Consider the following 14,211-nt stretch of genomic DNA (forward strand, 5'->3'; position numbering starts at 1 on the left):
AGCTGTTATCATAGGGGTATCTCGATAAAACGCCCGAATTTCTTCAGCTAAACCCTGCATGCTGACGAGACCCTAACAGGTAACGACACGCTGACCGGCAAGGACGCATTCGTGTTCGACTCCAGGGCGAGCAAGACCACAAACTGTGACGAGATCGTCGAGATCAAAACTAAGGACGCCTCGATCTGGCTGGAGAACAAGGTCTTCACCAAAATCGGTGTCGGATCCAAGGCCAAGGACAAGAACGACTACGTGGTCAATGACAACAAGAAGGGCGTTTTGTACTACGGTGCCGACGGATCGGGTACGAGGAAGGTAGTGGAGTTCTCAACCCTCTCCAATAACCTCGCTATGACGCACAAAGACTTCTTCGTAGCCTGAGACGATTTGCGCATAAACCGGGGCTGACCGTTCTCGGGAGCATCTGCTCCTGAGCCATTCTCATTCCAGTGAGCACGTTAGGGGCTGTGGCTGAGGCTATTGCGATGGCACCCTAGCCTCAGCTCAGCGTACATCAAACCGACCTTCGCCTTCGGTTCCAACGAGCTAGCGATCCTAGAAATGTGATAGTAATGCACATTACTGGTTGTATACTGAGGTATTGGTATATCTATGTGCGTACATTTGGTGAGATAGCTCTCTTCAAAATGCGCGAAGTGACGCGCGAAACCTGGGTGTTTCAACAGTTTCCAAGATTAAGTTCCGTGTCATTGCCATGGTCTTGACAATTTAGTCAGATCGTCCGAGGCAAGCATGGTTCAAGTTGTGAAATGGGGTTCAGAGACTAGCGTCAGCAACTCTGGGACGTTTCTGTCATCGACCTCGGCGGTCAGTTCGCAAACGAGCAACGTCGTCAGGGCCTATGTATCCCTAACGGACAACTCAGTCTGGATCCGGGTCCATGATTTTCTCGGCACGCCGATTAACAGCGCCGATCAATGGGTGGGCTCCGGAGGCCTAGCCGAGAACAGCCCAAACCCTATCCTGACGGCCCTGTCGGACGGTAGGTTCCTGCTAGCATGGGATGAGAAGAGCCCAATACAAACAGAAGTCAAAGGCCAGCTAATCGGCGCCGATGGCAAATTGATTGGTTCCTCCTTCGTCATTCCGCAAACGACGAGCTCACCCCACAGTCTGACAGACGTCTCTGCGCTGGCGAATGGCGGATTTGCTGTGACATGGAGGGGAGCCAGCGGCAATAGCGTCTCCACCTTCGACGCTGATCTATGGCACACCGGCAATGATTTCAGCCTGGGAGCCGGCTTCAAGGCTCAACCCGGCACAGCGCAACTCGTGACGCTGACTAACGGTAGCGTCGTCGCGGCCTACAGAAACTACATGCCAGGGTCGCGTGATATAGAGCCGTTCTACGGCATTACACTCAACATCATGGACAATATGGGGCGCCAAGCGTCTGCGCCACTGAACGTCCTCTCTTCTGAGGGACCTGTCGCCAATATAAGCATCTCCGCATTGCTGTTTGACCGCTTCGTCGTTACGTGGAGCACGGACAGTGGTGAATTCCGCGGCCAAATCTTCTCCGGGACCGGAAGTCCGGTGCTGGGCGGCTTTACCATCAGCACGACAGGACTCGGTCAACAGAGCGATCCTGCGACGACGGTTCTGCCCGACGGTCGTTTCGTGGTGACCTGGGTCGATTCAAGCTCGACGGGTGGCGACGCCTCCGGCACGTCCATTCGGGCGCAGGTCTTCTATGCGGACGGTCGCAAGGACGGCGCGGAATTTCTGGTCAATACCTCGACGGTTAGCGATCAGCTTGATCCAAGCATCGTGGCCTTCGCCGACGGCCGGTTTGCCATCAGCTGGACGGACATGGCAGGTGACACTAGCGGCACCTCGATCATCCGCTCGCAGGTCTTCGACCCACGCGGTGACGGTGGCGTTTTCCATTGGTCGGGTACCGACAAGGCGGACACCTTTGCCGGACGCGCAGGTGACGATACCCTTCATGGATTAAAAGGAAATGACGTACTGTCGGGCGAGGGCGGAAACGACCAGCTTTTTGATGGTTATGGACTCGATACGCTCCTGGGCGGCAGCGGTGACGACATCCTTATCGCGAGCACTCTGATCTATGATGCCGGATATGTCGATATTCTTGACGGGGGCGAGGGCTTCGACATTGCCCAAAGTGAGCATCAAGGGAATTGGTTTGTTGTCGACCTGAAGACAGGCAATAACAACATCAATATGAAGCTCATCTCCATTGAGGGCTTCATCGGTGGCCCGACGAGCAACGACCGTATCAGCGGAAGCGACATCGGCAACGACCTTCGCGGGCGCGGTGGAAACGACACGTTGACCGGCCTCCTGGGCAACGACACACTCGACGGTGGTGATCAAGACGATTCTCTCGACGGTGGAGATGGAACCGATCTCCTCCTAGGCGGCGCAGGAAATGATGTCCTTACAGGCAGCGCCGGCTCAGACAACATGGAGGGCGGTCTTGGTGATGATGCCTACTATGTGGACGCCTCCGATATCATGGTGGAGTCTGCCGACGCAGGCAAAGATACCGTCTATGCAAGCATCAGCTACAACATCAGTAACTTCGACAACCTGGAGCTTCTGACTGGGATAGGGGCGGGCGACATCGCGCTGACGGGTAACGGGATCGACAATATCATCAAAGGCAATGCAGGAAACAACCGGCTGGACGGGGGCGATGGTTTTGACACTCTGATCGGCGGTGGGGGCAATGACACCTACATTATCAGAGACAGCTATACGGATGGTTACAGGACCTATGTCTGCGATACGATCCAAGAGAGGTCCTACTACGATGGCATAGACACTGTCTTGACCGAATGGGGTGGCGATCTTCCTGACAATGTCGAGAACATGATCGCCCTGTCGCCATCATCCACCTTCGCGATGCATCTCAGCGGCAACCAACTAGCCAATCACCTCGTCGGCAATGCCGGCGACAACAGACTTGACGGGGGTGATATAGAGAATACGGATGCGGACACCTTAGAAGGCGGCAAGGGAAACGACACCTATTATCTCAAACCATCTCAGAATTCTATCATTGTGGAGAAACTAGGCGAAGGGTTGGATACTCTTTTCATCCATGCGTCCTACGCCTTGGGTGAAGGGATCGGGATCGACGTTATTCGTCCTTATAGTATTTTCGGCAGAGGTATTAAGATTGTTGGAAACAGCTATCGCCAGACCCTGGAGGGAACATCATCTAGTGATGTTCTGGACGGTGGCGGCGGCAGCGACACGCTGGTTGGCGGCAGCGGCGACGATACTTATCATGTACATTCCTTGGATGATGTTGTCGTCGAGGCCTATGATAATGGCCATTTTGGGATCGACACGATCATAGCCGACTTAGATTATACGTTGAGTTCAGCGGTCTCGGTGGAGATCGTTCGTGCAGAAGCCGAGGCCGGATCTCTCTCACTGGCCGGAAACTCCAATGCCAACACGCTAATCGGCAATAATTCTGGCAATACGCTGGCCGGCGGCGGCGGGCTCGATACACTCAAAGGCGGTGAAGGGGACGACCGCTTTGAAGTCGATAACGACGATGTGGTGGAAGATGCTGGAGGCCGCGACACTCTCGTAGTAACAGTGTCTGGTGTTTACACGCTCGCGAGCGGAATTGAGAATGCCGCTACGCGCGGCGGCGTCGACGGAATTCATCTGACCGGTAATGTCGGCGCCAATATTCTTTCAGGAAGCAGCCTGTCGAACACGCTTTCGGGAGCTGGCGGCGACGACGACCTGCGTGGGCGAGACGGCAACGACGTCCTTGAAGGTGGTGAAGGCGAGGACAGCCTGGATGGCGGCGCGGGCGCGGATCGGATGATCGGCGGTGCCGGCATAGACACGGCCGAATATCAAAGTGCCAAAACGAACGTAACCGTCAGCCTCGAGGACCCGAACAAGAATTCAGGTGAGGCCGCAGGCGATACGTTCTCGTCGATTGAGAACATTGTCGGTTCTGACTATGCTGACATGCTCATCGGATCTAATGGTGCAGCCAATATCCTTTCCGGCGGCCTCGGCGACGACACGCTGATCGGCATGGGCGGAAATGATGTATTGAAGGGTGGTAACGGCCAGAACACGGCGGTGTACGAGGGCAGTTTCTCCAGCTACGAAATCGTCACTCTAGCCAATGGATCGTTACAGATCACTGATAATATCAAAGCCCGCGGTGGGGTTGATATTCTCGTGGACATCCAAGAACTTAAATTTGCCGATCTGAAGTTCCGAACCGCTAACCGCGAGCCGACGGAACTGGCTTTGTCCTCTAGCTCGATCAACGAGAATATCTTGGCCTCCACAATCGTCGCCACGTTTTCGGCCTACGATAATGATGGAGATGACATCCTCTACACGCTCGAGAGCACGGACGGCCCCTTCCGCATCGACGGCAACAACCTCGTGCTCACCGGTGCGCTCGACTTCGAGAGCAAGGCGCAGCACTCCATCACGATCAAAGCCTGGAACGGGTATGGCGAGGGCCTCACCAGCACCTTCACGCTCACCATCGCTGATGTCGTCGAGGCCACGTCCCAGACCCTACGCGGTACGTCTGGCGTGGACCGACTCACAGGCGAGGCCGGCAATGATGTGCTCCACGGCCATGCGGGCAACGATGTCCTTCAGGGTGAGGCAGGCAACGACAAGCTCTACGGCTCGAGCGGGCAGGATGTGCTGAGCGGCGGACTAGGCCAGGACATTTTCGTGTTCGACACCAAGCTGTCGAACACGTTCAAGATCAACAAGGCCAATCAGGACAAGATTACGGACTTTAAAGTGGTGGACGACACGGTCCATCTCGCCAAGAGCGTGTTCAAGACGCTGGACAAGAAGGGCGTGCTCAAAAGCGCTGAGTTCTACCAGGGCACGAAAGCGCATGATCGCGACGACAACCTGATCTACAACAAGAAGACCGGCGCCTTGTACTACGATGCTGACGGCACCGGTTCACAGGCTCAGATCCAGATCGCCACCCTGTCCAAAAACCTCAAGATGACCCATAAGGACTTCTTCGTTGTCTAAGATGGCTCAATCAACCCATACATTGGGTCTCATCACTACTCTTGGATTGTCTCTGTGCGCCTGCGTGCCACCCGGTACGGGTGGGGGGCTGACAGGAACTGATCCTCTCGGGCCTCTGGCAGCCGGCCCAGGATCAACGGCATTAGGGTTGATGACCTCAACCGGTGTCGATCCGACCGGGATCAGCGCTATGGCGGCCGGGCACGTGTATCAAGCTGAGGTGAAGGCCAATGTGGCTGCTTGGGAGGCTCGGAATCCCCGGCCTGATCCTGCTGCGACGCAGGCTCGCATTGAAGCCATCAAGCAGAAGGCCATCGCCGACGGCGTTTTGAGCCCGGATGGTTCCTCCAAACAGTAATCTCTGGATAGAGCTAACACCAAGTCTAAGCGCAAGGTCTCCATCGCTTCCAATGCTGAAGCGCTGATGATCCAGGTCGCCACTTTCTCCATAAACCTCAAGATGACCCACAAAGACTTCTTTGCCATTTTGCAACATGGCCGAAGCTCTGGGGAGGCGAGAGCCCTTGGGCCTCTGGTCTCCGTGAAGCCCTGCCGGATGTCCTCCGGCGGTCTTTCCATTGTGGTCTGCTGTAAAGAGTTGCTGTTTATGTCCGTCTCGCAGCTCTAGCACCATAGCGTTGGGAGCTATCGAGCGCATCAAGCAAACACAAATGCGACGCCGCACTATGCGATGATTGAGGTGCTCCAGCAGTTCAAACGCTTATCGCGATGTCCAAGGGGATCGTAGCATGATCAATAGAGATGTCATGCTCGGCCATCATCTCCTCATGATTTCTCAAGCTAGATTGTAGACAAAATACCACGTTATGCAGAGCAGAAGTATCGAACGATTAAAATGCTTGCTCCTGAACACCATGTCCTTCATCACTGAGACTTCGCTTAGCACACTGGGAACTCTGAAACAGACAGCTTGCGACATATCCTTCAAAACAAGTGCCCCGTGAAACACAGCCTTATCCTTGCCAGTATCAGCAATGGCAGAGTGTACTGGGGCAGCCTATGCTCAGGTAACCCTGGGACGCATCCATCCATGCCTTATCTTATAAGCCAATGTTCAATTACGTTTGTTGCCGGCCTCGTGCTCTCTCTGTCCTGAAAGTCACGGCTCAACCATGGTTGCCTAAAGGTCCCGTGAGTTGTTCACAGCATCAGCACGGCACCGTCGAAGGCACATCATCAGACTCCTCTGCTCTCAAAGCCGGGGTCACCTGAACCCTGCAGGCCGTTGCACATGCTTCGGCCGCTCGCGGGGTATCTCGGAGGCGTGCAGCGGATGAGTACGGGCGGTAAGATAGTCAAGAGCCTGACTGGTGGAGTCGACCTGATCATCATGCCGGCCGTTCGGGAATGCGAGCAGCTCGTCCAGCCACCCAGCCAGCCAGGGCGCATCCTGCGGCACATGCACTTGGCCTGACTCAAACCGGGCTGACTGCGCGAGGAAGCGCGCCTCCTTGTCGAAGCGGGGACGGCGCAGAATGGCCCGCCACTCGCCTGACCGGCGCAGGTCCTGCGTGATCGCCCGGCCGATATCCGTGTCTTCGATGATCGTCTGATCAGTCTTCCAGGTCTGCGACAGGCGCAGCACCTCGCGCCGGAGCTCCGGCACCTCAAACCGGCCGCGCACCAGATCGAGCAGATAGAAGTCGAGCCCCTTGGCGCCCCAGAGCGTCCCGACCGAGTAGTCGGAGGTCTCCGACAGGGTGGAGGCGGTGTCCCAGCTGGCGATCACCATATCGAAGCTGGACGGCCGCTGCGAATAGGTGCGCAGCCATTCGCGTTTGACGATGTTGCCCTCCGGCGGCACCGGCGCCTGCTGGTACTGCGCCGAGAAGGTCAGCGACCCTTGCGAGCGGCGCATCTGCTCCAGGATCTCGCGCGGCTCACGGGCTGCATGCAGCACCTCGCCGGGGCGCCTGATGTAAACATCCTCGGGATCATCGCTGAGACGATAGGCCCGCTCCGCCGTCTCGATCGCCGGAATTGAGACCACCTCCCAGTCGCCATTGGTCAGCACGTGGCCAACCAGATCATCCTGGTGCAGTCGCTGCATGATGATCACGATAGCGCCAGTGCGCTTGTCGTTCAGACGGGTGTAAAGGGTGTTGTCGAAGGCCTCGTTAACCCGCCGGCGCTCCTTCTCGGACAGAGCATCGGTCGCCTTGATCGGATCATCGATGACGATGAGGTCCGCGCCGCGGCCCAGGATTGAGCCGCTCATGCCGGCAGCATAGCGGTAGCCCTGTTGGGTCGTGACCAGTTCCGTGTTGCGCGGGCGACGGGAGGCAAGCTGCATCTGCGGAAAGAGCTCCCGGTACCATGGACTGTCGAGTACAGTCCGGGTGTCCACCGAGAGCTTGCGGGCGAGGTCATCGGCATAGGAGGCACAGATGATGCGCCGGGTTGGATCCCGGCCCAGCACCCAAGCGGTGAACCCGACCGAGACGGTGATCGACTTCATCGAGCGCGGTGGGACGTTGATGATCAGCCGGCGCACCTCGCCCCGGGCGACCCGGGTCAACTGCCAGCACAGATGATCAATGTGCCAGTTGTGCCGGTAGGGCGTGCCGGGCTCCAGCGTGGCAAAGACCTTCTGGCTGAAGGTGGAGAGGTCCTGCCGCAGCAGGGCCCGCAGGAGACGTGCCCGATCAGTCATGATCCGGATCCTCCCTATCAGCGACACCGGGATTATCAGGAGCAAGAGCCGGGTTGGACGCATGGCGCCTCCGGGATCGCCCGAGCGCCCGCTCCAGGAGAGCGACATCATCGTCGGGCAACTCGTCCGAGTGCTCGACCTCGTGGCCAGCATAGCGCTCGTAGCGATTGAGCAGACTTTCGGCCGCTCGCGGCTGCCCGCGAAGAGCTTCCTGGGCCTGCCGCAGGATGATGGCCTCGAGCAGCGGCACCTTGCGCTTGCGGCCGTTCTCGGTGAGCTCGATCTCGCTCTCCAGCACGGCCGTCATGACGGTCTTGAGATTGAGGCTGCCTTTCTTGCGCCCACCTGGGTTGCCGGACTGGCCCGGCTTGAACTGGCTGGAGCGGGGTGGCTTGCCCCGGCCAACCTCATAGGCAGCCGGGGCGTTCGTGTTTTTCTTCCTGGCCATGACACGTCACCTCAAGCGACACGAGGTGAGCGCTGACGAGCGCGGGCACTCGGGATGACCTCTGGAACTACAACTGTCTCAGGGCCAACCTGCACATCAGGTGTTTGCTTTCGCTGCTCAGCCATCTCAGCAAAGGTGAGCCCCGTCTCGGCATGCCAGGCGACCCCACTGGACCACTGCTCCCAGCGCCGCACGCCAACATCGACGTAGTGCGGATCCAGCTCCACCGCGTAGCCACGCTGTCCGACCTTGGCGCAGGCAATGATGGTCGTGCCGGAGCCGGAGAAGGCATCGAGCACGATGTCATTGCGGCTTGTGACATCCCGGATTGCATCGGCGATCATCCGGACGTTCTTCGGGGTGGGGTGCAGTTCCAGCTCCTTGCGCAGGCTGGCAGCTCCCGGGTAGTCCCACACATTGGTCCGGTTGCGCCCGAACTTGCCCAGCTGGACATAGTTGGCGCCGGGGCTCTTCGGGTCTTTGAAGACGAAGACCAGCTCGTGCTGGGAGCGGTAGAGCGAGCCCATGGCGCCGGAGCCCTTGTTCCAGATGCACAGGTTTTTGAGCTCCAGGCTGGCTGCCTGTCCGGCTACCAGCATCTCGCCCATGTGGCGCCAGTCCATGAAGCAGAACTGGTACCCGCCGGGTGAGAGGAAGGCCGTGCTTGCCGTCAGAAAAGCGCTGAGGAAGGGCGTAAAGTCCGAGCCCAGTTCGCCCGATCCCATGACGAACTCTTTATGCCGGCCCGGCTTGGCCACATGGCCGGAGATCGGAACATCGTAGGGAGCGTCATGGATGCCCATGGCAGCGCGCTTGTCTCCCAGAAGCTTGGCATAAGTCGCTTCGTCGCGAGCATCGCCGCAGATCAGGCGATGCTCACCGAGAAGCCAGAGGTCGCCAAGTCTGGAGATAGGAGATCCTGCGATGTCGTCAGGCACAAGGTCATCCGGATCAGCATCAGAGGCTTGTCCCTGCGCCTCGATCAGCTGATCGATCTCGGGCGAGGCGAAGCCGGTGATGGTGAGATCGAAATCCAAGTCGAGCGTAAGATCGAGCTCAAGCAGCTCCTTGAATTCGATCACCAGAAGTTCCTGGTTCCAGCCGGACTTTTCCGCCAGACGGTTGAGGGCGATGCGCAGAGTGCGCTTCTGGGCTTCATCGAGGTGGGTGAGGCGTACGACTGGGACAGAGCGGTAGCCTGCCTTGCGAGCGGCCTCAAAGATCCCGTGCCCGCCGACGATCTCGCCGTCAGCATCAATCAGGATTGGCTGCACGAAGCCGAAGGCTTGGATGGATGCTTCGAGCTGCTCGATGTGAGCGGGAGAATGGGTGCGCAGGGCACGCTTATAAGCCCTAAGGCTTTCGATTGGCACATACTCGACCGCGAGCTTCAGGTCACGGTAGAGAGTTTTCACCTTTCGGCTCGGAGGAGGGGCAGCGGCACCTGTGTTCAGGGCCGAGGCAGAAATAGCGGTTGGCTCGCTCATGGCGATGGTCCTTTGAGACAATAGGGATCAACCCCGCTGCCGAAACGCTCCGGCAACGATCACCGTGAGATCAGACGATCTCGAGAAGTGTTTCGGCCGACATGGCCGAGGGCTGTCCGCGAATTGCTCCCAAAGGAATAGGAGACTGCCGCTAGACGAATCAGAGCTACCACAGCTGCTGGGTCATGCGCAAGTAATTGATATTGCTGACAAAGAGAGTGTCCGACGCTAGCCGCGAACTGATACGGAGGAGGTCAGAGACTCCAGGAAAATGCAGGATTTTCCCTGCAGATTTCCCTCAGAGCAGTGAAAGGGTACGGGAGACCGGTTCGTACCCGACTGCCCGCACCACCAACTTACTCTCTACTCTTCCGCAAGAAGCTTACGGATCAGTAGAAGCGAGATTTTCCGCAAGGTTTCATGATAGGCAGCTCCTGGTAGGGCGCGAGAAGCGACCGGAGTTCTTAAAGTTTAGATCTTTCAGGAAGAGCTGACCTCATCAAAGCTTAGGCATTCCGCAGCATGAACGATTTTGTGTGCGAATTTGCAAAGATACTATGCAGGATCTCAAATTGTTATATGTAATAACAATACATAAAATAGATTTGGCATTTAGAGGCTCCCGCAAGGAAAGCTCGAGCTCACGGGGACAATATGAGCAGAGTAAATATAAGATCTTCCTGAGGATGTAAGATATAGAATTTATAAAAATGTAAATCCTGGAGTATTTATCAACAAAGATTGTATCTTGCTGAAGATGATCGTTGCAGTGCCAAATGCGAAAAGAATTCTAGGCCAGCAGCGATCATGAAGGCCAAAAAGCAAGAACAGCCTGCGTCGGAAGTGTAGGGGGCGTAAGAAGTGGCAGCGCGGATTGGTCTTATTGCTGATGATGACGCGTACTTTCGGATGGCCGTAGGGGCGATCCTCACGCGTCAATTTGGATTTTCCGAGGTCATCGAAGCTTCGTCCCTCGACGAGGCTCTGGAGCGGTTGAGCGAAGGGACCGAGGTTTCTGCGGCTCTGTTCGATCTATCCATGCCGGGTGTGAAGACCCCGACGAACCTCAGAGCCGTGCGTGAGTGCTTTCCGCAGACGCGGGTTGCCGTAATCTCCGGATCGAGCTCGCGACGCGACATGCTTCTCGCTTTCGAGGCGGGGGTTCACGGCTATATGCCTAAGAGCCTGAGCATTAGCGAACTGACGACCGCTCTCGAGACAGTCTTCAACGGGGGCATTTATGCGCCTCCCGCTTTGGCGGACATTTCGCTGTCAAGCAGCGAGATTGTCCGAGAGGTCGAGGACGCCTCCGAAGCGACTGAAATGTCGGGACAGCTAACCCCGCGTCAGCAGGATGTGCTCGATCTCTTGGTGCAAGGCAAGAGCAACAAGGAGATTGCTTTGGCGCTGCGCCTTGGTGAGGGCACGGTCAAGATCCATATGGCCGCGGTATTCCGCTTCTTTGGCGTTAATAACCGGGCGGCCGCAGCCGTCGCCGGAGCGCGGCCCTATTCCGCTCGTCGGCAGATTGCCTAACCGGTAGCCAGTAGCGGGATGAGGCTCGCCCGCAAGTTGGCCAGCGGTTCTCACCTTTTGCCCGAGCAGAGGCACGCATGAGCCCAGGAAGCACGACGCTGCGGCGGCTCCACCACAACAGCCTGTTCTGGCGCTTCATTCTCATCGGGTTTGCGGTTCTGATGCCGTTGACCGGCGCAATGGTTCAACTGGCGGGAGAAGAGCGCGAGCGTGCCATCGAGGCCACTCGCAAGCGCGCGGAACTGCTCATCACCTATGCCGTCGATCGTCAGAACCATATTGTGGAAGAGGCCAGGGCCATTCTGCGCTTTCTGGCCGATGCCCCGGAGGTGCGTGCCGGCGGCGTGGATTGCAGTCTCTTCCTGAGGCGCCACATTTCGCTGCACCGCTGGATCGACAGCCTCCGATTATCGGATACTCGTGGAAGTGAGATCTGCAACGGGCATCTCGGTGCAATCGGAGCGGATTTCGGCGGGCGCGAGTTCTTCAAAAAGATCCTGCAGGGCGGCAGCTTCGCGATCGGCGAACTCGCCTTGGACCCACGCAACGACATTCCTGGCATGACGGCTGCGGTCCCGGTCATTCAAGACGGGGCAGTGGTTGGTGTCATATCTGCCGATATTAGCTCGGACGTATTCGAGGAACGCTCTCCGATCCGGGTAGATTCCGAACTCAACATCAGCATGTTCGTTCTGGATCGCAGGGGAGCCCTCATTGCGCATTTCCCTCCTCTCGACAGGCCGGTCGTTGGCAGCCTCCGGGACTTCCCCGTTATCCAGAAGGCCCTAGGGGTTCCTGCGGGAGCTTTCGAAGCTCGCGATCTGGCTGGCGTGCCCCGTCTCTTCGCTTTCCGGGCTCTGCCTGAAACTGACGCGATTCTCGCTATCGGAATTCACCGGGACCTCGCCCTCGGTGCTATCGACGAAGTGCTGCGCTATCGGCTTGTCCTGATAACCTTGATCCTTGGCGGATGCTTGCTTCTGGGAATGCTCGGGGTTGAGAGCTTCATTTTTCGCCCTTTACGCGAATTGGTGCATACAGCGGAAGCACTGGAACATGGATACTTCAGATCGCGCGCGACGCGCAAAGGCGCGGGCGAGGTGCGGATTCTTGCCCGCGCCCTCAACCGCATGGCGGATGCCATTGCTGAGCGGGAGCATGAACTCACGGCAGCCAAGGAGGTCGCGGAACGGGCTCTGGGCCAAGCCAATATTGCAAGTCAGGCCAAAACGGATTTCCTGGCTGCCATGAGCCATGAGATCCGCACGCCTCTGAATGGGATCATCGGCTATACCGAACGTTTGCTCGACGAAAGCCTTGATGCCATCCAGCGCCGCTATGCGGCGCTGATCCAGGTCTCGGCCTCAGCCCTGCTGACGGTGGCCAATGACGTCCTTGACTTCGCGAGCATCGAAGCGGGCCAGATCAATCTGAGAATGGAGCCATTCTCTCTTGTTTCACTGGTCGACGATACCGTGTCCATCGTGAGCAGCGGAGCAGGCAAGACGAGCGTCCCCATCCGGGTCGAGATGGATCGGGGGCAACCTATCATGCTGTGCGGCGACGAGGCGCGTCTGCGACAGATCCTTCTCAATCTCCTCAACAATGCGGTGAAGTTCACCCGGGAGGGACATGTCACCGTTGATGTCGAGCATAAAGGAAGCTCGACGAAGGGTGAGATCATCCGCATCTCCATCATCGACACAGGCATCGGAATCCCTCTGGAGAAGCAAGATCGCCTGTTCAAGAGATTTTCACAGGTCGATCCATCCATCAGACGGGAGTTTGGAGGGACGGGACTTGGACTTGCCATCTCAAAACGCCTCGTTGAGCTCATGGGCGGCAAAATCGGGATGGAAAGCCAGGAGGGCAGGGGATCGATATTCTGGATCGAGATTGTCTTGCCGGCTGCAGGCGAGTTCCCCGCACTCCCGATCCAGGCAAAGGATCCGGCCGCTCCAGTGCCGTCACGCATTCTCCTGGTAGAAGATGTCGAGATCAACCAGGAGCTTGTGCGGGGTCACTTGGAGGCGGCCGGTCATGCTGTCAGCTGTGCTTCGAATGGAGTGGAGGCTATCGCCGCCATGCAGGATGGCGACTTCGATCTCGTCCTCATGGACATCCAGATGCCAGGGATGGACGGGATCACAGCAACGAGGCTGATACGCGGATCGCAGAGCGTGAAGAAGCGGGTTCCCATTCTTGCTATGACGGCCAATGTGTTGCCTCAGCAGATCCAAAGCTTCAAAGAAGCTGGGTTCGACGACCATATCGGTAAGCCTATCCGACGCAGAGACCTGATTGCGAAACTGGCGGAGTGGCTTCCCCGGCAGGACAGTAGAGCATTCCAGAAAGAAGAGGATTCCGGGGCTTCCGCGAGCTTTTCGGAGACGGACTTCGAGAGCTTCCGCAGAACGATGGGATCTGAGCGCGTCGCCTTGTGGCTTGACCGACTCCAGGGGCAACTCGAGAGTGCATTCCTGACTAAAGATGCCGCTCATCTCGATCACAGGCAGATCGCCAAGGAGGCGCATGCCATCATCGCTCAGGCCGCACTTCTGGGATTCCTTGAGCTTGCATCGCTTTGTACTTCCCTTGAGCGGATCTGCCTCGAGGGAGGTGATATCCGCACCCCTCTGGAAAAGGTTTGCAAAGAAGCCCTGGACGTTTGCCGACAGATCCAGATCCTGCAATCCGAATCCCTGTTGTCGTAGAGCAGAGTTTCGATCCTGGTGAGAGCAGAGTGCTGCTGGATTGGACCGGGCGCCGGAAACTCCAAGTGATGAGCGGTCCGGTGTCGTTCAGCCTTCTTTGCAGCCGCCAATCAGGCTTCACCTCTAAGGCTAAGCGACTGCATGGCTATTCTGCACCAAGCGTTGGCTCAAGAATTTCAGGACAAATCGCTTTGTAAGACCCAGCAATGGGGCGCTCATGAGGATCGGGCAAGTCCAGACCCTGCCTTTGCTGCTAATCCTGTAGCCAGCAGGACAACCCAGGAAACGAGCTAGGGGCTGAGGGCAAGG

At 57.5% G+C, this 14,211-nt stretch carries 10 protein-coding genes and 1 pseudogene; 5 read left to right on the forward strand and 6 right to left on the reverse strand.

Going from position 1 to position 14,211, the window contains the following annotated elements; all coding sequences use genetic code 11:
• The first annotated feature begins 111 nt into the window (after positions 1 to 111).
• From VB618_RS12120 to VB618_RS12130, 3 genes are all read left to right on the forward strand, one after another.
• Positions 112 to 381, forward strand: coding sequence for a hypothetical protein (locus VB618_RS12120; protein ID WP_329796921.1), 270 nt, complete (start codon positions 112 to 114; stop codon positions 379 to 381).
• Between the two features lie 372 nt (positions 382 to 753).
• Positions 754 to 5,043: a cadherin domain-containing protein gene (locus tag VB618_RS12125; RefSeq protein WP_329796922.1), complete on the forward strand. Its 4,290-nt coding sequence runs from the start codon at positions 754 to 756 to the stop codon at positions 5,041 to 5,043.
• Positions 5,044 to 5,194: 151 nt separating this feature from the next.
• The gene (locus tag VB618_RS12130; RefSeq protein WP_329796924.1) at positions 5,195 to 5,401 is read left to right on the forward strand and encodes a hypothetical protein; all 207 of its coding nucleotides are present in this window, start codon (positions 5,195 to 5,197) and stop codon (positions 5,399 to 5,401) included.
• Positions 5,402 to 5,783: 382 nt separating this feature from the next.
• Here the strand turns inward: VB618_RS12130 and VB618_RS19800 are convergent.
• The 4 genes and pseudogenes from VB618_RS19800 to VB618_RS12145 form a co-directional block, all read right to left on the reverse strand.
• Positions 5,784 to 5,917, reverse strand: a pseudogene (locus tag VB618_RS19800) (IS6 family transposase); the annotation flags it as partial.
• A 351-nt stretch (positions 5,918 to 6,268) separates the two neighbouring features.
• Positions 6,269 to 7,717: a phage terminase large subunit gene (gene terL / locus VB618_RS12135; protein WP_329796925.1), complete on the reverse strand. Its 1,449-nt coding sequence runs from the start codon at positions 7,715 to 7,717 to the stop codon at positions 6,269 to 6,271.
• Complete coding sequence (locus tag VB618_RS12140; protein WP_329796926.1) at positions 7,710 to 8,165, reverse strand: DUF5681 domain-containing protein; 456 nt, start codon at positions 8,163 to 8,165, stop codon at positions 7,710 to 7,712. The genes terL and VB618_RS12140 overlap by 8 nt, the downstream gene beginning before the upstream one ends.
• An 11-nt stretch (positions 8,166 to 8,176) precedes the next feature.
• Positions 8,177 to 9,652, reverse strand: a complete 1,476-nt coding sequence (locus tag VB618_RS12145; RefSeq protein WP_329796927.1) for a site-specific DNA-methyltransferase — start codon at positions 9,650 to 9,652, stop codon at positions 8,177 to 8,179.
• 861 nt (positions 9,653 to 10,513) lie between these two features.
• Here VB618_RS12145 and VB618_RS12150 point away from each other — a divergent pair.
• Positions 10,514 to 11,188: a response regulator transcription factor gene (locus VB618_RS12150; protein WP_329796928.1), complete on the forward strand. Its 675-nt coding sequence runs from the start codon at positions 10,514 to 10,516 to the stop codon at positions 11,186 to 11,188.
• Between the two features lie 50 nt (positions 11,189 to 11,238).
• Here the strand turns inward: VB618_RS12150 and VB618_RS12155 are convergent, their stop codons facing one another.
• Both VB618_RS12155 and VB618_RS12160 read right to left on the reverse strand, forming a co-directional pair.
• Positions 11,239 to 11,562, reverse strand: a complete 324-nt coding sequence (locus VB618_RS12155; RefSeq protein ID WP_329796929.1) for a hypothetical protein — start codon at positions 11,560 to 11,562, stop codon at positions 11,239 to 11,241.
• Between the two features lie 33 nt (positions 11,563 to 11,595).
• Complete coding sequence (locus VB618_RS12160; protein WP_329796930.1) at positions 11,596 to 11,910, reverse strand: hypothetical protein; 315 nt, start codon at positions 11,908 to 11,910, stop codon at positions 11,596 to 11,598.
• A 204-nt stretch (positions 11,911 to 12,114) separates the two neighbouring features.
• Between VB618_RS12160 and VB618_RS12165 the strand changes: the two genes are divergently transcribed.
• Entirely contained in the window at positions 12,115 to 13,902 is a 1,788-nt protein-coding gene (locus VB618_RS12165) for an ATP-binding protein (RefSeq protein ID WP_329796931.1), read from the forward strand.
• The last annotated feature ends 309 nt before the right edge of the window (positions 13,903 to 14,211 follow it).

The organism is Microvirga sp. CF3062, assembly GCF_036314045.1.
Taxonomy (GTDB): domain Bacteria; phylum Pseudomonadota; class Alphaproteobacteria; order Rhizobiales; family Beijerinckiaceae; genus Microvirga.

What these genes read in the sequence shown, in the direction of transcription:
- VB618_RS12125 (WP_329796922.1), top strand. Translation starts at nt 754, where the DNA reads ATGGTTCAAGTTGTGAAATGGGGTTCAGAGACTAGCGTCAGCAACTCT.
- VB618_RS12130 (WP_329796924.1), top strand. Translation starts at nt 5,195, where the DNA reads ATGACCTCAACCGGTGTCGATCCGACCGGGATCAGCGCTATGGCGGCC.
- terL (WP_329796925.1), bottom strand. Translation starts at nt 7,717, where the DNA reads ATGACTGATCGGGCACGTCTCCTGCGGGCCCTGCTGCGGCAGGACCTC.
- VB618_RS12140 (WP_329796926.1), bottom strand. Translation starts at nt 8,165, where the DNA reads ATGGCCAGGAAGAAAAACACGAACGCCCCGGCTGCCTATGAGGTTGGC.
- VB618_RS12145 (WP_329796927.1), bottom strand. Translation starts at nt 9,652, where the DNA reads ATGAGCGAGCCAACCGCTATTTCTGCCTCGGCCCTGAACACAGGTGCC.
- VB618_RS12160 (WP_329796930.1), bottom strand. Translation starts at nt 11,910, where the DNA reads ATGCGCAATGAGGGCTCCCCTGCGATCCAGAACGAACATGCTGATGTT.